The following is a 17,751-nucleotide window of genomic DNA, read 5'->3' as shown; positions in this document are numbered from 1 at the left end:
TTCACGAGCAAGCCCGCTCCCACAGGGGCCTCTGTGTGCCTGAAGTTCGAGTTCCACCCCAATAAAAACAACAATCCCAGGAGCTTTTCCATGCGCACCACCCTCCCCCTGGCCCTGCTCTGCAGCGCCATGTCGACCTGCGCCCACAGCGCCGGTTTGCTGGACCCAAACTCACCCGCCATGCTCGGCGACTGGAACGGCCTGCGTCCACAACTGGCCGAGCAAGGCTATGACTTCACCCTCAAATATGTCGGCGAGGTCGGTTCCAACCTCGGCGGCGGCTACAACTCGCACACCACCGCACGCTGGAGCGACCAGTTGATTCTCGGTGTGAGCATGGACCTGCAAAAACTGCTCGGCTGGCAGGACGCGACCTTTCGCATCGGCATCGGCGAGCGTCACGGCAAAGACATCACCAACGACCGCGTGCATCAGCCGAACGCCACCGGACTGACCTCCACCATGGAAGTGTTTGGCGGCGGTAATGCCTGGCGGCTTTCGCAGTTCTGGTACGAGCAGAAATTCTTCGAGCGCAAATTCGCCTTGAAACTGGGGCGCTTCGGCCATGGCGAAGACTTCGATCAGTTCCCCTGTGAATTCCAGAACGTGACCCTATGCGGCTCCCAGGAAGGCAACTGGAACGGCGTATGGAATAGCTTCCCCATCAGCCAGTGGGCGGTGCGTGCCAAGTACCAGTTCACCGATGAGTTCGCGGTGCAAGTGGGTGCCTATGACAAAAACCCTGGCAATGCCGAAGCCAGCAATGGCTTCAAACCCTTCATCAGCGGCTCCCAAGGCACAAGTTTTCCCATCGAGGCCATCTGGAAAGGCCAGGTTGCCGGGCTGAGTTCCGAATACCACGTGGGTTACTACTATGCCAACGCCAATACCAAGGACATGCTCAAGGACGCCGACGGTAACTTTGCCGCCAGCTCGCAAAAGCCTTATCGGATGTATTCCAGCAATGACGGTTGGTGGCTGTCGGGCCAGCAGCAGTTGACCACGATCGACGGCAACAATAAGCGCGGGCTCAACCTGTTTGCCAACCTGACGATGAATGATCCGGACAAGAGCGTGATCAAAAACCTGATCCAGGTCGGCCTGATCTACCGCGGCCCGTTTGACTCACGTCCGCACGACACCGTTGGCATAGGCGCGTCTAAATTGCAGGTCAGTGACCGCTATACCCGTAACACGCAGATGCTCAACGCTGCCAATGGCGTGACCGCCCTCGACGACCCGCTGTATGTGCCCGAACAGCGTCGCGAATACAGCTACGAAATCAACTACGGCGTACAAGCGACAAAATGGCTGATGGTGCGGCCCAACCTGCAATACGTGAAGTACCCCGGCGGGCTGACGCAAACCACCGGCGCAGTCGTCGGCGGCGTGCAGTTTATCGCCGACTTCTAGTCTTTCTCTGCATCAAACACCTGCCCGCGCCCCACCACGCTGGCAGGCTTGAGCAGCGCACCGGGCGCCAATACCGCATTGGCGCCGATCCGGCACTGGTCACCGAGCAACGCGCCAAACTTATCGCAACCGGTGCGCTGCAATGCCCCGTCCACTCGTACCAACACTTCTTTGTCATCGCGCTCATTGCGGTAGTTGGCGACGATGCTCCCCGCTTCCAGATTGATCACCTGCCCCAACACCGAATCACCGACAAAGTTGAAATGCGCCAGCTTGCTGCCGCTGAACACGAAGGACGTCTTCAACTCAGCGCCGGGGCCGATGATGCAGTGTTCATCCAGCCAGCAACCGCCACGCAGCAGTGAACCGCTGGCAATGAAACAATGCGCACCGACAATCAATGGCGGCTTGAGCAAGGCACCGACCTCGACGGTGGCAGTCCGGTGGACCGCGATTTCATCCTGGATGACGTACTCGTCGGCCGGCAGTTCGGCTAGCAATTGGCGAACGATGGCGGGCGCCTGGGTGACCAGCGCCCAGGGCGTAAGGTCAGCCCAGGGCGCCAGGGCAGAATCGGAAAAAACGGCGATGTAGTCAGCAAGTCGAATCAACGTCGAACTCTCGAGCGGTCAGCGAAGTCCGAAAACCTAGCATTACTGGCCGTCGAGTAACACCGGTTTGCCCAGTTCACCGATCTTTTCCAGGCGGGCCCGCACGATATTGCGGCTGATATTCAGCAGGCGGCCGGTCTGCAATTGATTGCCGTGGCAGTAGCGATAAGCCGCGCGGAAAATCGTTTCTTCGATGTGTTCGTAGAGGTCTGGAATGTTCTGTTCGAACAATGCGTTCAGCGCACTTTCCAGGTCGACCGGACCGCTCAGGGCGGGCGGCGCGTGGCTGGCTTGGTCCTGGCGAATGCCCGAAGAGCGCATGTCCACCAAATGCAGATCCGCCGGTTGCACGCGCTGGTTGCGGCACACCAGCAAGGCGTGGTGAATGGCGTTTTCAAGCTCGCGAATATTGCCCGGCCAGCTGTGTTCGAGCATCTTGCGCTCGGCCTCGATGCTCAGGCTTGCGCGGTTGTATCCCAGGCGCTGACAGTGTTCTTCAAGGAAGAATTCGGCCAGCGGCAGGATATCGCCCGGCCGTTCGCGCAGCGGGGGCAGGCGGATGGTTGCGACGTGCAGACGGTAAAACAAGTCCTCGCGAAAATGCCCGGCCACTACCGCGTCAGCCAAGTTGACGTTGGTGGCCGCCACCAGCCGCACATTGATCGGGATCGGCGTGCGCGAACCCAGGCGCACCACTTCACGCTCCTGCAAAACCCGCAGCAATTTCACCTGCATGTTCAGCGGCAAATCGCCGATCTCATCGAGGAACAGCGTGCCGCCATTGGCCGCTTCAAACCAGCCGGCCTTGTGGGTGGTAGCACCGGTGAACGCGCCTTTTTCATGGCCGAACAGTTCGCTTTCCACCAGGGTTTCGGCAAACGCACCGCAATTCACCGCCACAAAGGGCTCACGCCCGCGACGGCTCAGATTGTGGATATGCCGTGCGACCAATTCCTTGCCGGTGCCGGTCTCGCCAATGATCAAGGTGTTGGCTTCACTGGGGGCCAGGCGCTCGATACGCGCCAGCAATTCCTGGGAGCGCGGGTCCTTGAAGACCAGCACGGTGGCACGCACCGACTTGGTCAATTCGCGGGCATTGGGATGGGTGATCAGCGACATGGTGCATTCCTGGCAGTAAAAGCGCGTGCTCAATAGTGCATGAAGTTTTCTATACCATTTAATTATTAATTAATATTTATATATACCAATTTAGAATATACCAACACCCCTGCCCTTGACTGCTGCTGGAGCAGCAATCGGCCAGCACTTGCGTGTTTGCACATCAGCAGCCGAGACAGGATCACCTCCCTGTCACCACCGCTGAAACCCTTGTAGTACGCGGTCTAGAGCGATTGTTACAGCGACTGGCATGCAATCTGCTCTCTCCCTGCCAACACGATCCCCGTGTAGAAGCTGGCTTGCCGGCGATGAGGCCCCTGAGCCTTGCAGCGCTCAAATGGACGCTATCGCCGGCAAGCCGGCTCCTACAGGGGATTGCCAATTCAAGTAGGGAGAAGCCCCATGAAAAATGTATGGCGCAGCTGCATTGCCGCCCTGTTCGCCCTTTTTGCGAGTACCGCCATTCAGGCCGCACCGGCCTCAGTGAAAATCGCCATCGTCGCTTACACCCAAGGCGGCAAGCCGGTATTCGGCGGCATCGCCGGGCGCGTGATCGAGGACGGCTGGCTGGAAGCGCAATTGCGCGAACGCGGGGTGAAACTCGAGTGGATCGCCCTGCCCCACGCCGGTGCCGGCCCGCAGATCAACGAAGGCTTCAGCAACAACAGCCTGGACTTCGCGGTTCGCGGCGACCTGCCATCGGTGATCGCGGGAGCCGGTGGTGTGCCGGGCAAGCTGATCGTGCCCGGCGGCAGCGGCAACAACATCTATCTGGTGGTGCCCGAAGGCTCCAGCGCCCAGACCATCGAAGACCTCAAGGGCAAACGCCTGGCCCTGCACCGTGGCCGGCCGTGGGAGTTTGCGTTCAGCAACTTCCTGGCCAGCAAGGGCCTGAAACTCGATGACTTCAAGATTGCCAACCTCAACCCACAGGTGGGCGCGGCGGCGGTATCGGCCGGCAAGGTCGATGCAGCAGTGCTGCTCAGCGAGGCCTATGCCCTGGAAGACAAAGGTGTGGGCAAGATCATCTGGTCGACCAAGCAAGGCAGCAACGACTGGCGATTGGTCTCTGACCTGTGGGGCACCGACACCTTTGTAAAACAGTATCCGCAGATCACCCAACTGCTGGCCACCGCTTGGGTCAAGGCCGCGTGGTGGATTTCTCAGCCGCAGAACCAGGACGCCTATTACCAACTGTCCTCCCGCGCCGGCACCGCCGAAAGCGTGCTGCGTCGCGACGACCAGAACGACCCGGTGGCCTGGAAAGAACGCTGGGCGCCAAAAAGTGATGCGCAGCTCAAGGCCCATTACCAGGCTCTGACGGCCTATGCGCTGGCCAACCACCTGATTCGCGACACCTATGACATCGGCCCGTCACTGGCTACCGGCTTTACCCACCAGGCCCTGATCGACCTGAAACTCACCGACTACTGGCCGGCCCTGCGTGGCCAGGTCAGCACGAATCCTTGATAGGGAAATGATTGATGAAACTGCCCCATTCCTTCGCTTTCGGCCTCAGCGTATTGGCCTTGTCCATGAGTGCGTTCGCGGCTGACGTGTATGCACCCAAGCCCGACCCGCTGCAAGGCGATGGTCGCGTCTCGGCGTTCTACACCTGGGAACAAGCCATTCCCGCCGTTCCCGGCAAATTGCTGCGCAGCGAGCCGCTGGATAGCACCATCAGCCTGGCGAATGCCGCCAGTGCCCGGCGCATCCTGTACACCTCCACCGACGGCATCGACAACAAGACGCCCATCGTGGTATCCGGCGCCTTGTTCCTGCCTAAAGGCAAGCCACCTGCCGGCGGATGGCCGGTGGCAAGCTGGGGCCATGGCACCGTCGGCGTAGCGGATGTGTGCGCGCCGTCCTGGCAAGGCCGTTCCTACCGTGACGTGGCTTACCTCAACCGCTGGCTGGAAGAAGGCTTTGCCGTGGTCGCCACCGACTACCAGGGCCTTGGCGTGCCCGGTGGCCACCCATTGCTCAACAGCCGTATGGCCGCCTACGGCATCCTCGACGCCGCCAAGGCTGTGGTGGCCGGGGTACCAGGGCTGGCCGATAAAGTGTTGATCGTCGGTCAGTCCCAGGGGGGCGCGGGCGCCTTTGCCGCGGCGGCCTACGCGGCAACCTATGCGCCGGACCTGGGCGTCAAGGGCAGCATCGGCACCGGCGTGATCTACACCCTCGACTACGCGAAAAACCCCAGTGAGGCAGTGCGCAACAAAGTCGACCCGACGTTGGCCTACGGCTTCTACACCTTGCTTGCCGCCCAGCAATACGACCCGAGCATCAACCCGGCGGACTTCTACACCGACAAGGCGCTGCCGATCTTCGAACAGGCCCGCACCAGTTGCCTGTTCGCCCTGGAAGGCGACGTAGAAGGTCTCGGCCTGAGCATCGCCAACACCAAGAAAGACTACAAGGGCAAGCAGCTCGCGCCGTGGCTGGCGCAGGTTTCGTACCCGACCTTGAAGACCTCCAAGCCGATCTTCATCGGCACCGGCGCCGAAGACACCACCCCCGCCGCCGCGACCCAGGTGAAGCTGATGCAGGACGCCTGCAACGCCGGCTCCGTGGTGGAAGGCCATCTGTACAAAGGCCTGGGCCACAGCGCGACGGTCAATGCGTCGCTCAAGGACTCGATCCCGTTCGCCCACAAAGTCATCAACGACCAGCCGATCACCCCGATCTGCGCCCCGACCGCCCAGTAGGCAGGAGGCTTCATGAGCATCGAATTCTTCACCCGCCTGCCGTTGCACGGCGAAACCCAGTTCCTGCCCGGCGATCCGCGTAACCGGGGCGACTGGCACCGTGGCGGCGCCAACAGTACCGGTGCAGTCTCCGGGTTCAGCGTGGGCGACCACTTTACCTACATCGACTACCTGGGCCAGATTGCCAAGGCCGCCGAGATCAATGGGTTTGGCGGTGCGTTGATGGTCAATGCGCCGACCGGCGAAGAACCCTGGACCGTCTGCTCATTGCTGGCCCGCGAGACGCGCACCCTGCAGTTCGTCACTGCGTTCCAGCCCTACCACTACACCCCTTGGGTCGCTGTGCAACAAGCGGCGACGTACCAGCGCGCCACCGGCAATCGTTTGGTGTGGAACATCATCAACGGTGGCTCGGACGCGATCCAGCGCCAGGTCGGTGACTACAGCGAGCACGATGAGCGCTACGAACGCGCCACCGAGTTCATGGACGTGGTCAAGGGCTATTGGCACAACGAGACCTTCCACTACGATGGAAAATTCTACAAAGCCGACGGCGGCGGCCTGCGTGGGCCGCTGAAGAAGGCCGAGCTGCCGCTGATCTGCACCGCCGGTTCGTCGATTGCCGCACGGGAATTCGCCGCCAAGCACGCCGACTTCTACCTGATGCGCGCCGAGCATCCGGATGAAATCGCCGCGCTGATCGCCGACCTGCGCCAGCGCGCACTGAAATGGGGGCGTACCGACATCCGTTTCGGCCTGTCAATCGACGTGATCACTCGCGAGACCGAAGCGCTGGCGCGCACCGAGGCCAAGCGTTTCTTCGACGAAGGCATCGCCCGTGGCGCGGTCAAGGCCGTGGCGGCGCATGCCGGGCTGCGCACAGCGCGCAAACTGAGCTACGAACAGGGTTTTGCCGAGAAGAACGAAGCCCAGGGTTTCGACGACTTCTTCATTCACCCGAATGTGTGGACCGGCTTCGGCTATATCGGCATTCCACCGGGCTGCGCACTGGTGGGCAGCTACGAGAACGTGGTGGCGCGGATTCGCGAGTACAACAGCATCGGCATCGACCTGTTCTTCCTCGCGGGCTACCCGCACCTGGAAGAAGCCTATCGCCTCGGCGAGCACATCCTGCCGCATTTTCGCAGCGAGCGCGTCGAGCTGAGCCGACCCCAGGAGCCGCTGCGCGAGCTGCATTCGGCCAACGGCGGAGCCTGAGACCATGACCTTTCTGCTGAGCCGCCGGGACTTTCTCGGCTACAGCGCCACCGTCGGCGGTGGCCTGCTGCTGACCGGCTGCGGCCCGAGCGACACACCGGCCGGCGTGACCGGCAACGACCAGCCGCGTTATGGCGGACGCTTGCGCCTGGGCATTCTCGACGGCAACCAGAGCGGCAACCTGGACGCGCATAAACCGGTGGGCAGCGGCATCGTTCGCGGGTTTGCGCTGTACAGCAAGTTGTGGGAGTGGGACGAGCACATGCAACCGCGCCTGGCCCTGGCCGAACTGGCCGAGCCAAATGCCGATGCCAGCGCCTGGACCCTGCGCCTGCGCCCGGGCCTGGAGTTCCACAACGGCAAGACCATCGATGCCGACGACCTGATCTTCTCGATCCGCCGCCTCACCGACCCGCAACTGGCTTCGCCCTATGCTGCGCTGTTGCACTGGGTGGATCGCGACAATCTGGTCAAGCTGGACCATCGCACCGTGCGCCTGAGCTTTCGCGAAGGCCGCAGCTACATGCCGCTGGCGGAAACCTGGGTCAACTTCGGCGGCATCGTCCCGGTGGATTACCATCCAGTCACCAACCCGGTGGGTGCCGGCCCCTACAAGTTGAAAAGCTTTACCCCCGGCCAACGTTCGTTGTTCACCCGCTTTGAGAATTACTACAAAGACGGCAAGCCCTACGCGGATGAACTTGAAATCATCGACTTCAAGGACCAAGTCTCCCGCCTCGCCGCCCTGCGTGCCGGGCAGATCGACATGGCCAATGTGCTGCCCACCGAGCAATTGCCGATCCTGCAAAAAGACCCGCGCCTGCAGGTGATCAAGTCGGTGTCTGGCAATTGGCTGTCCTTCGACATGAACCTGGAAAAGCCGCCGTTCAACGACCCACGGGTACGCGAGGCGTTTCGTTTGCTGGCGGACCGGGAGGAGTTGGTACGCCGCGCGCTGAACGGCCAGGGTCGCGTAGCCAACGACTTGTATGCACCCAGCGATCCGACCTTCAACCACAGCCTCGGCCCACGCGCTTACGACCCGCAACGCGCAGCGCAATTGCTCAAGGACGCCGGCCAGGAAAACCTCGAGGTGGAATTGATCACTACACCGGGACAGGGTTTGAGTTCAGCGCTGGTCCTTGCCGAACAAGCCAAGCGCATCGGCGTGACCCTGAAGGTCAAACAAGTCGACCTTGCCACCTTCCAGGGCCCGCTGAAAAACGACTGGACCCTGAGCACTGGCGGCAGCATTGGCGCACCGTTTCTGGCTAGCGCGATACACACCGACGCGCCGTTTGCGGTGTCAAACAAGACCCACTTCAACGACCCGCACTTCAGTGAACTGTTCCTTGCCGCCATGGCCCAGCCCGACCTGGAAAAACGCAAGGCCCTGGTGCATCAGGTGCAGCAGATCCAGTACGAACGCGGTGGCATGTTGATCTGGGGCTACGCCGACCTGCTCGACAGCGTATCGACCCGCGTGGGTGGCGCCCAGGCCGAAGAGTCGCTGTTCAGCACCTGGCGATTCGAGAAGCTCTGGCTCAAAGACACGGCCTGACCCAATGAAACCGCCCCCCCTCTGCAGGAGCCCGGCTTGCCGGCGGTGGGGCCCTCAAGCCCTGCGCCGATCAAACGGACGCCATCGCCGGTAAGCCGGCTCCTACGAGGGTCGTGCGCCCTTCACTCTTTTTTATGGGGCATTTCTGCCATGCACGCTATCGCCTTGCGTTTAACCCTGTTGCTGGCCGCAACCCTGCCGCTGCAGGCCTTTGCCGCTGATACCCAACTGCAGACCGTGACGGTGCAAGCCAGTAGCGCCGAGTCGGATGACGACGCCCTGCCCACCCGGCCGCCGACCTCGGTGTACGGCGGCACCGAAACCAAAGTGCTCGACACCCCACGCTCGGTGGTGCAGATCAATGCCGAGCAATTGGCCAACGGCTCGATCCACAGCGCTGATGACCTGGTCAAATACGCACCTGGCATCACCCGTGGCGGCGGCCAGAACGCCGGGGTCGCCCCGCAGTTCCGCGCCCAGGGTTCGGAGATTTTCCAGGACGGCCAGCGCGGTTATGCGGTGCGCCATCCGGCCAACTTCAACGCCTATGAAGGCGCCGATATCGTGGCTGGCCCATCCTCGGTGACCTACGGCTCAGTGTCCGGCAGCGGCGGTTACGTCAATTACCTGAGCAAAAAACCGAACTTCAATGAGTTCAAGACCAAACTCAGCGGTGAATTGGGGTCATGGGTGCCGGACGGCACGTCACGCAGCTCGAATAAATTCAGCCTCGACAACACCGGCCCGCTGAGCGACAACCTGGCCTACCGCGTCAGCATCACCAAGCAGCGCCAGCAGGATTTCTACGACAACGTCGACAATAATTTCGATGCGTTCTACGGCGCCCTCGCCTGGCGCAACGACAACGTTCGCGTCGATTGGAACGCCAGCTACGACAACTATTACGACTACAACATCACCCACGGCTGGAACCGCGCCACGCAGAACCTGGTGGACCACGGCAAGTACTACGCCGGCCGTGCCACGCCCATCATCCAGAACGGCAACACCCTATGGTCACCGGTGCTGGCGTCCGGCGCTGCAGACGCGCCGACCTTGGGCTGGGTCAAGCGCCAGCGCAATGCACAAGGCCAATACAGCGTGGTCGACGGCAGCTTCCAGGCCGCCTCGCCGAACACCCAGGCCAACCCCGGCAGCCTGCGCGGTTGGGTGTATGACCCGACGCTGGCCGGCAATGGCGAACAGTCGCTGTCGTCGCAGACCGGGCAGCGCAAGGAGGATGAAAGCAGCTCGCGGCGCTTTACCACGCAACTGCGCATCGAGGCCGACCTGTCGCCGAGCATTACCGTGGCCAACAGCACGTTCTATGAACGCTCCAAGGACATCACCGACGCGGTGGGCGCGTTCCAGGTGCAGTCCAAGGACAACATTTTCGACAACCGTTTCGAGTTTCGCTCACGCAATGAAACCCGATTGGGCGGCTGGACCCTGCGCGACGACAGCAACACCGGCCTGATCTACCGCCGCGAATTCAACCAATCGATTGCCGCCAATAACAGCTTTGGCTCAACCATCAACGCCTACGACTTGACCCAGAATCCTTCCGGCAAGAACCCCGGCGACCTGCTCGGCCTGGACGGCAGTAACCCTGCTGGCGGCAATGCTGCGTGGATCGGCCAACCCGGGGTGCCGCAATACTCCAACAACTACGGCTGGCTCAACCTGCCGCCGATGTACGCGGCAGGGCATGGCCTGTACACCGAATCCGTAGCGCCCTACACCGCTGAAAGCACCTGGACCACCAAGACCCTGTTCAGCCAGCACAACCTCAAGTACGGCGAGTATTTCGGCCTGAACATTGGCGCCAGCCGCAGCTGGATCCAGGCCGAAATCGACAACCCGTTCGTGCTCGCAGGCGGCAACAGGCGCAAGGACAGCGACAACTACCGGCTATTTGCATTTCAAGTCAGCCCTTACGTGAAGCCCACCGAAAACACCACGCTGTACTACACCTTCGACCGCTCGCTGGCGGTCAATACCGGGTTCTTTTCCAACGGTTTGGGTTGGGGCAGCGGCACCGGTGCCAACCAACTCAACCCGCTGGCATTCCAGAGCCTGAGTGTGCTGCACGAAGTCGGCGTCAAGGTCGAAGCCGTGCCCAACCAGTTGTTCATGACCTTGGCCGCGTTCAAGCAGGCCCGCGACCAGGCACCCGACAGCAATAACAACATCGCCCGGCTGATGATCAAGGGCGTGGAAGCCACCGTGCGCTACCAACCGGATGACCACCTGCGCAGCGGCTTGAACCTGTCCAAGCTCAACGCCTACAACGAGTTCACCTCACAGGCGGGCTTTGCTTCAGCAGGCTTCATTCCCGACAACGGCACTGTGTTTGGCGACAACAACAGCCTCAACCAGCGGCCCTCCGGGCGTTACGACGCGGTACAGATTCCTGAGTACACCGCCAGCGGCTACGTGGACTATCGCTTCGATTCTGGCTTCGGTGCCGAACTCTCCGGCTGGTGGACCAGCAGTTGGTACCTGAACCTGAGCAAGACGGTGAAGATCCCCGACGAATACAACCTCGATCTCGCCGTGTATTACCGCCAGCCGCAGTGGAGCACCACCTTGCGCGTGCTGAACCTGACCAATGAACTGAATTTCGTCAGCGGCCTGGCCGGTTCCACCAATACCTTCTTGCAACCCATGCCTGGCCGCACCTTGCTGGCCCAGGTCGACTATCAATTCTGATCCAGGAGCACCGTATGTCCATTGAATTTGTCGGCATGATTTTCCCCCGCCAGTGGTCCGAAACCCGTGGCGTGCGCAGCCCGGATTTCGACCTCGACTTTATCCGTCACCACGCCCGCGCCCATGAACATGCCGGCTTCGACCGCGTGCTCATCGCCAGCGGCCCCGGCAGCGCCGACAGCTTGCAGATCGCCGCCTACGCGGCGGCGCATACCGAGCGGCTGGGCTTCATGATCGCCCACCGTCCGGGCCTCACGGCGCCGACCGTCGCTGCGCGGTCCTTCGCCACGCTGGACCACACCACCGGCGGCGGGCGTATTCGCCTGCACGCGATCACCGGTATCACCGCCGAGCCGCAGGAAGGTGACTTCCTGCTGGACAAGACCGAGCGCTACCAACGCACCGATGAATACCTGCAGATCGTGCGACGCACCTGGACCGCGGAGGAACCCTTCGATTTCGAGGGCAAGTACTTCAACATCAAGGGAGCCTTTTCACCGGTCAAGCCGCTGCAACAGCCGCACATCCCGATCTCGTTTGGCGGCTCATCGGACATCGCCTACCAGATCGCGGTGAAACACGCAGACTTGTATGCGCTGTGGGGCGAGCCGTTGAATGGCGTGGCGGAGCAGATTGCCAAGCTCAAGGCCGCGGCACAGGCGGCGGGGGTTACAGCGCCGCGGGTGAGTTTGTCGGTGCGCTTGATCCTGGGCGCGACCGAAGAACTGGCCTGGCAGCGTGCGGAACAGATCCTCGCACAGATCAAGGCCAACCCGCAGTTCGCAGCCGGCAGCCCGTGGCAAAAGCGCATCAAGGGCACCGGTTCGGAACGTTTGCTCGCGGCGGCGGCACGGGGTGATCGTCACGATCGTGCACTGTGGATGCCAACCGCCACCGCCGTTGGTGCCTATGGCGACACCACCGCCTTGGTCGGCACGCCGGAGACGGTGGCGCAGGCGTTGTTGGATTACGTGGATTTGGGCGTGACGACGTTTTTGAACCGGGGGTATGACCCGCTGTATGACACCGTGGATTATGGGCGGTGGATCATTCCGGCGGTGCGTGAAGAAGCACGGCGCAGGCAGGCCAGGGTTGCGTAAGGGCGTATGACGCCATCGCCGGCAAGCCGGCTCCTACAGTAGATCGCGTGTATAGGTGTGCGGCACAAACCTGTAGGAGCCGGCTTGTCGAATCGTCGCATCGCGCAGCGGTGCCCGTCACCCCAATGACGGCGAATGCTCAAGCAACGCCCGCGTATACGCCGCCTGCGGCCTATCCAGCACCTCATCAACCACGCCTTGCTCCACCACCCTACCCGTCTTCAACACCAGTACCCGATCTGCAATCGCACGCACCACGCCGAGGTCATGGGTGACAAACAGCAGCGTCAGCCCTTCGCGCTGCAACTGGCGCAGCAGGTCCAGTATCGAGGCCTGCACCGAAACGTCCAGCGCCGAGGTGATCTCGTCGCAGATCAACAGCCTCGGCTCGCACAACAGCGCACGGGCGATGGCTACGCGCTGGCGCTCGCCGCCTGACAGGCTATGGGGATAGACATCGGCCACTGAAGCCGGCAGTGACACACGTTCAAGCACCGCATCAACCCGCTGTCGCGCAGCTGCGCCCTTGATCTTGAAGAAGTGTTCCAACGGCGCACTCAGGGTCTGGTACACCGTTTGCCGTGGGTTCAAGGCCCGATACGGGTTCTGGAAGATGTACTGAATCTGGTGCCGCAAGCCCGCATCACGCTGGCGAGACTGCAGGGGCAGCGGTCGACCGGCGTAACTCAACGCCCCTTCGGCGTTTTCGCCAAGGCCTGCCACTGCCCGCGCCAGGCTGGTCTTGCCAGAACCGGACTCGCCGACCAATGCCAGGCACTCACCCGGCTGCACCTGCAGCGTGATATCGAATAAAACCTGGCGGTCATAGGCGACATTCAAGCCGCTGATCGTTAAAAGTGCTGGTGCAATCTGGGCCGAGGCTATCGCAATTGGCGCCAGCGCAATCGCTTGCAGTGGCTGAACGTGGGGCGCGATACACGCCACCTCATGGCCAACGTCCAGTGCGTGCAATTGCGGCTCCAGCGCCTGGCATGCTGCGCTGAACCGCTCACAACGCGGCCCGAAACTGCACCCTGGCGGCCGCTGCCCCGGCGCCGGGGCATGCCCGGCAATCGCTTTCAACTCACGCCGCCCGGCCACGTCCGGTATCGCCCCCAGCAAGCCACGGGTGTACGGATGGGATGGCCGACTGAATAATCTATCTCGCGACGCCATTTCAACAATGCGCCCGGCGTACATCACCATCACCCGGTCTACCAGGTCCTTGATCACCGCCAGGTCATGGGACACATACACCGCCGCCACACCCTGGCTTTTGCACAGTCGACGCAGGGTCGCGAGGATATGCGCCTGGGTGCTGACGTCGAGGGCGGTGGTCGGTTCATCCAGTACGATCAGGCGCGGGCGCAGCACAAAGGCCAGCGCGAGCATCACCCGTTGTTGCTGGCCGCCGGACAATTGATGAGGGAAACGGCGCAGGAACTCAGGGTCTTGCGGCAAACCGACGTCACGCAAGGTCTCGCTGATACGGTGTTGCTGCGCCGCACGGTCGAGTCCCGAGGGATGCACCGCCAGGGTTTCGCGCAGCAGGTGACCGATGCGCAGCGCAGGGTTCAACGCCGTCGCCGGGTCCTGTGCCACATAGCCGATCAGGCTGCCGCGTGCACGACGCAACGCCTCACCCTCCAGGCTCAACAAGGCCTGCCCTGCCACCTGCACCTGCCCATCGACAATCCGTGCACCCCGTCGTGTATGGGCCAGCAACGCGGTCGCCAGGGTGGTCTTGCCCGACCCCGACTCCCCCACCAGCCCAAGAATCTCACCGGCCTGCAGGCTGAACGAGATGCCCGACACCACATCCACCTGCCCCGGCAACTCCACACGCAGGTCAAGGACCTGCAGGCCCCCAGTGTCGATCTCCGTTATCGCGTTCATGGCTGCTTGTCTCCCATCCGTGCGCTGCGCCGGCCGATGCCTTCGGCGAGGATATTGGTGCCGTAGGCAAACACACCGATCAGTATCGCCGGGGCCAGTACCGCCCACGGCTGCACCAGCAAGCCGGCCTGGTTTTCATTGATCATCAAGCCCCAGTCCGCCGTGGGCGGCGCCACGCCGTACCCGAGAAAGCTCAAGCCCGAGAGCATGCCCACGCCCCAGGTCAACATATTGCCGAAGTGCACCAGCAGCGGTGTGAGGATGTTCGGCAGAATCTCCTTGAACAGGATTCTGCGCCGCGAATAGCCCATCATCTGCGCCGCCTCGACAAACTCCTGCCCCGCCACCGCCACGGCACTCGCGCGCGCCAGGCGAATCACGCCCGGGATGAAGGCGATGGACACGGTCAACACAATCAGCCACGGCGCGCGGCCCAGCATCGAGACGATCAACAGCACCAGAATCAGGTCGGGAAAGGCCAGGGACACATCCGCCGACCACGTGATCAACTGGTCCAGGCGCCGCCGTGATAGCCCCGCCAGCAAGCCCAGCGTGCTGCCGATGGCCAACGCGATACTCGCCGCCGCCACCGACATCCACAGCACCGACAAGCCGCCGTTGAGCAAGCGCGACAGCACGTCATGCCCCAAAAAGTCATACCCCAGCCACGCCGACCCGGTAGGCGCGCCATACACCGGCCCCACCATATCGGTCGACCCCTGGGGCGCCAGCCAAGGGCCAAGCAACGCGAAAGCAATCACCAGCGCCGTGACCAGTGCACCGTTGCGGATTTGCGGCTCGTTCATGCATCACCTCGCGAACGCCGCCACCACGGCGTGATGCCCCGGCGGTTGCGTTGAATCATCGTGACCCGGCGCGCCGTGCGCAGCTTGGGCGTGAGCAGCACGGTCAACAGGTCGGCCAACAGGTTGATCAGCACCACCGCCAGGGTGATCACCAGCACGATTGCCTGGATCATCGGCAGGTCGCGCATCTGGATTGCCGCGTTGAGGGCCGTCCCGATGCCGGGGTAGCTGAAGATCACCTCGGCCAGTACTGCGCCGCCGATCAGCGTGCGCAGGGTCAGCGCCACGCCCTGGATCGCGGGGACCAATGCGTTGGGCAAGGTGTGCCCCCACACGATGCGCCGGTAAGGAATGCCGCGCAGGCGCGCCGCCACCACGTAATCGGAATCGAGCGCTTCGATCATCGCAGCACGCACCATGCGCGTGAGGTATGGCAGCGCGGTGAGGCTCAGGGCCAATACCGGCAGCACCAGGAACTTGAGCTGGCGCAGCAGCGACTGATCGGGGTCGAGGATCGACACGGCGGGCAGCCAGTCCATGTGCGGCATGGAAAACAGCAGCACCAGGCCAATGGCCAACAAAAAGCCTGGCGTGGCCTTGAGAAAGATCAGCAGCGACAGGCTCCAACGGTCCAGTCGACTGTCCCGGCGCAGCGCCAAGGCAACGCCGAGCGCCAGTGCGGCGGGCACCACGACCAGGATCACCCCCGTCAGCAACACCAGCGTGTAGCCCAATCGGCCCCACAGGATATCGCTGACCGGCGCATTCGAATCCAGCGACTCGCCGAGATCGCCGCTCAAGGCTGAGCCGAACCAGCGCAGGTATTGCCAGAGGATCGGCTGGTCCAGGCCCAACTGGTGCTGGAGTGTGAGGATGCTTTCCAGCGGCGCATCCGGGCCGAGGATCACCCGCGCCGGGTCCGAGGGCAGCGCCTGGGTAGCGATGAACACCACCAGGCTGATCACCCAGGCGGTGAGCAGGCCATAACCCAGGCGCCCGATAAACCACGACAGCCACGCAGGTGTGCGCGGGGACTTGCAGGACGGCTCAGACATGGTTCAACCACAACTCGTCAAAACGCCAGGAAGCGAAGGTGGTCTGCTCCGGCGTCAGGCCGCCGACCTTCACGGACGCCGCGTCCAGCACATCGTTAAAGCCCCAGATCAACAGGCCGCCACGCTCGTGCTGGATTTGCTGGGCTTCATGCACCAAGCTTTTGCGCAGCTCCAGATCGGGCTGAGCCAGGGCCTGGCGATAGAGGTCGTCGAAACGCCGATCATGAAAATTGCTGCGGTTATAGATCGCCAGCGGCGCGTCGTTGTGCAGCGCCGACGCCAGAAAGCCTCGGGCCGGTGTAGAGCCTGGCGACAGTTGCCATTGTTCGCGTTGCGGACCATTGAAGACCGCGCCGTCAACCTGGGTGACACGCACGTCCACACCGGCTTTTTTTGCTTGCTGGGCAAATACCAAGGCGGCATTCACACCGGGTCCTGGTGGGGTGGTCAACGCCACCCGCAAATCGGTCTGCCCGGCCTGGCGCAGCAGCGAGCGCGCCTGTTCAAGGTCGTAAGGACGTTGCGCGATAGCGTGGTTGTAAGTGGGGTCGTGGGGCGAATACAGGTCGTTGGCGACCCGCCCGAACCCGGTCAGGCCACGGTCTACCAGCTCTTGTCGATCCGCCAGCAAGCGGAAGGCCTGCCGCACCCGCACGTCATCAAACGGTGGTTTGGCCAGGTTCAGGTTGAAGCCAGTAAACGAGGTACTCGGCGATACGCACAGCGACAACCGCGAATCGGCCTTGAGCAATGCGCTGTGCTCAGCCTGCACGCCACTGGCGACATCGATCTGCCCGGCGCGCAAGGCGGCGACGCGGGACACCTGGTCCTTGAATTCGATGATTTCCAGCTCATCGGCGTAAGGTTGGCCGGGCTTGTAGTAGTTCTCGAAACGTTCGTACAGCGAGCGCTGGCCAGGCACGAAACGTTTGAGTTTGTAGGGGCCGGCGCCCACCGGGTTGGTGATCGGGTCGTAGTCCGTCGGCACGATGCCGCCAAAGCTGATCAGGGTTTCATCCAGTGGAAAGAAACTCTGGCCCTGCTTGAAACGGATTTCGATGGTGCGCTCATCCAGCTTGCGCAACGCGTTGCGGTCGATGGCACCGACCAACCCAGCAAACGGCGAGGCCAGTTTTGGATCGGTGAGGCGTAGCAACGAAAACAGCATGTCATCGGCGCCGATGGTCTTGCCGTGGTGGAATTCCAGGCCCGGCTTGATGCGGATGGTCCAGGCGCTGGCATCGGCATTCGGCTCGGCAAACTCGGCCAGGGCCAGGCGTGTGCTGACGTCTGTGTTCCATTCCCAGAACTTGCTGTATAGCGCCCAACCGCGAATGATCCCGCCGCCCACCGGTTTATGCGCATCCAGGTTGCCGGACTGGTCGCCGTCGATAATGCCGACGCGCAGGCGGCCGCCGCTCACCGGTTTGCGGGTGAGCACCGCCGCGCCCTGAGAGGCTGCGCCGCTGTCACAACCGGCGAGCAGCAAGCCGCCACCAATGGCCAGGCTATGGCCGAGAAACGCTCGGCGGGAAAATCCATCATTCAT

The 17,751-nt window shown here is 62.4% G+C and carries 13 protein-coding genes; 7 read left to right on the top strand and 6 right to left on the bottom strand.

Going from position 1 to position 17,751, the window contains the following annotated elements:
* Positions 1-90: 90 nt before the first annotated feature.
* Entirely contained in the window at positions 91-1,413 is a 1,323-nt protein-coding gene (locus tag RB216_RS13015) for a carbohydrate porin (RefSeq protein WP_122685232.1), read from the top strand.
* On the opposite strand, the gene RB216_RS13010 is transcribed toward RB216_RS13015, so the two are convergent.
* Positions 1,410-2,024 carry an LbetaH domain-containing protein gene (locus tag RB216_RS13010; protein ID WP_028616006.1) on the bottom strand — a complete coding sequence of 205 codons (615 nt, stop codon included), beginning with the start codon at positions 2,022-2,024 and terminating at the stop codon, positions 1,410-1,412. The two genes, RB216_RS13015 and RB216_RS13010, sit on opposite strands and share 4 nt — an antisense overlap.
* Positions 2,025-2,066: 42 nt before the next feature.
* On the bottom strand, positions 2,067-3,143 hold the full coding sequence (locus RB216_RS13005) for a sigma-54 interaction domain-containing protein (RefSeq protein WP_028616005.1): 1,077 nt from the start codon (positions 3,141-3,143) through the stop codon (positions 2,067-2,069).
* Between the two features lie 402 nt (positions 3,144-3,545).
* On the opposite strand from RB216_RS13005, the gene RB216_RS13000 reads away from it, so the two are divergent.
* From RB216_RS13000 to RB216_RS12975, 6 genes are all read left to right on the top strand, one after another.
* The gene (locus RB216_RS13000; protein WP_028616004.1) at positions 3,546-4,613 is read left to right on the top strand and encodes an ABC transporter substrate-binding protein; all 1,068 of its coding nucleotides are present in this window, start codon (positions 3,546-3,548) and stop codon (positions 4,611-4,613) included.
* A gap of 14 nt (positions 4,614-4,627) precedes the next feature.
* Complete coding sequence (locus RB216_RS12995; protein WP_305385090.1) at positions 4,628-5,854, top strand: alpha/beta hydrolase family protein; 1,227 nt, start codon at positions 4,628-4,630, stop codon at positions 5,852-5,854.
* A 12-nt stretch (positions 5,855-5,866) separates the two neighbouring features.
* Positions 5,867-7,072, top strand: a complete 1,206-nt coding sequence (locus RB216_RS12990) for an LLM class flavin-dependent oxidoreductase (protein WP_028616002.1) — start codon at positions 5,867-5,869, stop codon at positions 7,070-7,072.
* 4 nt (positions 7,073-7,076) lie between these two features.
* A complete protein-coding gene (locus RB216_RS12985) occupies positions 7,077-8,633 on the top strand; it encodes an ABC transporter substrate-binding protein (RefSeq protein ID WP_308908795.1) in 1,557 nt (518 codons plus the stop codon).
* A 150-nt stretch (positions 8,634-8,783) separates the two neighbouring features.
* Complete coding sequence (locus tag RB216_RS12980) at positions 8,784-11,345, top strand: TonB-dependent receptor plug domain-containing protein (RefSeq protein ID WP_308908794.1); 2,562 nt, start codon at positions 8,784-8,786, stop codon at positions 11,343-11,345.
* Positions 11,346-11,359: 14 nt separating this feature from the next.
* Positions 11,360-12,445 (top strand): LLM class flavin-dependent oxidoreductase, encoded by a 1,086-nt coding sequence (locus RB216_RS12975; RefSeq protein ID WP_028615999.1) that lies wholly within the window; start codon positions 11,360-11,362, stop codon positions 12,443-12,445.
* 117 nt (positions 12,446-12,562) lie between these two features.
* Here RB216_RS12975 and RB216_RS12970 read toward each other — a convergent pair whose 3' ends face one another.
* Genes RB216_RS12970 through RB216_RS12955 form a run of 4 tightly spaced genes read right to left on the bottom strand, consistent with a single transcriptional unit; the run spans position 12,563 to position 17,751 of the window.
* Positions 12,563-14,341, bottom strand: a complete 1,779-nt coding sequence (locus RB216_RS12970; protein ID WP_308908793.1) for a dipeptide ABC transporter ATP-binding protein — start codon at positions 14,339-14,341, stop codon at positions 12,563-12,565.
* Positions 14,338-15,147 (bottom strand): ABC transporter permease, encoded by an 810-nt coding sequence (locus tag RB216_RS12965; RefSeq protein WP_028615997.1) that lies wholly within the window; start codon positions 15,145-15,147, stop codon positions 14,338-14,340. Before RB216_RS12965 ends, RB216_RS12970 begins: the two co-directional genes overlap by 4 nt.
* Complete coding sequence (locus RB216_RS12960) at positions 15,144-16,202, bottom strand: ABC transporter permease (protein WP_028615996.1); 1,059 nt, start codon at positions 16,200-16,202, stop codon at positions 15,144-15,146. Before RB216_RS12960 ends, RB216_RS12965 begins: the two co-directional genes overlap by 4 nt.
* The gene (locus RB216_RS12955; RefSeq protein ID WP_028615995.1) at positions 16,195-17,751 is read right to left on the bottom strand and encodes an ABC transporter substrate-binding protein; all 1,557 of its coding nucleotides are present in this window, start codon (positions 17,749-17,751) and stop codon (positions 16,195-16,197) included. The genes RB216_RS12960 and RB216_RS12955 overlap by 8 nt, the downstream gene beginning before the upstream one ends.

The sequence above is a fragment of the Pseudomonas canadensis genome, from assembly GCF_030980095.1.
GTDB classification, from domain to species: Bacteria; Pseudomonadota; Gammaproteobacteria; order Pseudomonadales; family Pseudomonadaceae; genus Aquipseudomonas; species Aquipseudomonas canadensis.
The sequence above is the reverse complement of the archived record's forward strand: the minus strand, read 5'-3'. Positions and strand labels throughout refer to the sequence as shown.

Excerpts from the sequence above, each read along its gene's own strand:
- RB216_RS12965 (WP_028615997.1), bottom strand. The coding sequence starts at position 15,147 with ATGAACGAGCCGCAAATCCGCAACGGTGCACTGGTCACGGCGCTGGTG.
- RB216_RS12955 (WP_028615995.1), bottom strand. The coding sequence starts at position 17,751 with ATGAATGATGGATTTTCCCGCCGAGCGTTTCTCGGCCATAGCCTGGCC.
- RB216_RS12975 (WP_028615999.1), top strand. The coding sequence starts at position 11,360 with ATGTCCATTGAATTTGTCGGCATGATTTTCCCCCGCCAGTGGTCCGAA.
- RB216_RS12960 (WP_028615996.1), bottom strand. The coding sequence starts at position 16,202 with ATGTCTGAGCCGTCCTGCAAGTCCCCGCGCACACCTGCGTGGCTGTCG.
- RB216_RS13005 (WP_028616005.1), bottom strand. The coding sequence starts at position 3,143 with ATGTCGCTGATCACCCATCCCAATGCCCGCGAATTGACCAAGTCGGTG.
- RB216_RS12985 (WP_308908795.1), top strand. The coding sequence starts at position 7,077 with ATGACCTTTCTGCTGAGCCGCCGGGACTTTCTCGGCTACAGCGCCACC.
- RB216_RS13015 (WP_122685232.1), top strand. The coding sequence starts at position 91 with ATGCGCACCACCCTCCCCCTGGCCCTGCTCTGCAGCGCCATGTCGACC.
- RB216_RS12990 (WP_028616002.1), top strand. The coding sequence starts at position 5,867 with ATGAGCATCGAATTCTTCACCCGCCTGCCGTTGCACGGCGAAACCCAG.
- RB216_RS12980 (WP_308908794.1), top strand. The coding sequence starts at position 8,784 with ATGCACGCTATCGCCTTGCGTTTAACCCTGTTGCTGGCCGCAACCCTG.
- RB216_RS12995 (WP_305385090.1), top strand. The coding sequence starts at position 4,628 with ATGAAACTGCCCCATTCCTTCGCTTTCGGCCTCAGCGTATTGGCCTTG.
- RB216_RS13000 (WP_028616004.1), top strand. The coding sequence starts at position 3,546 with ATGAAAAATGTATGGCGCAGCTGCATTGCCGCCCTGTTCGCCCTTTTT.
- RB216_RS12970 (WP_308908793.1), bottom strand. The coding sequence starts at position 14,341 with ATGAACGCGATAACGGAGATCGACACTGGGGGCCTGCAGGTCCTTGAC.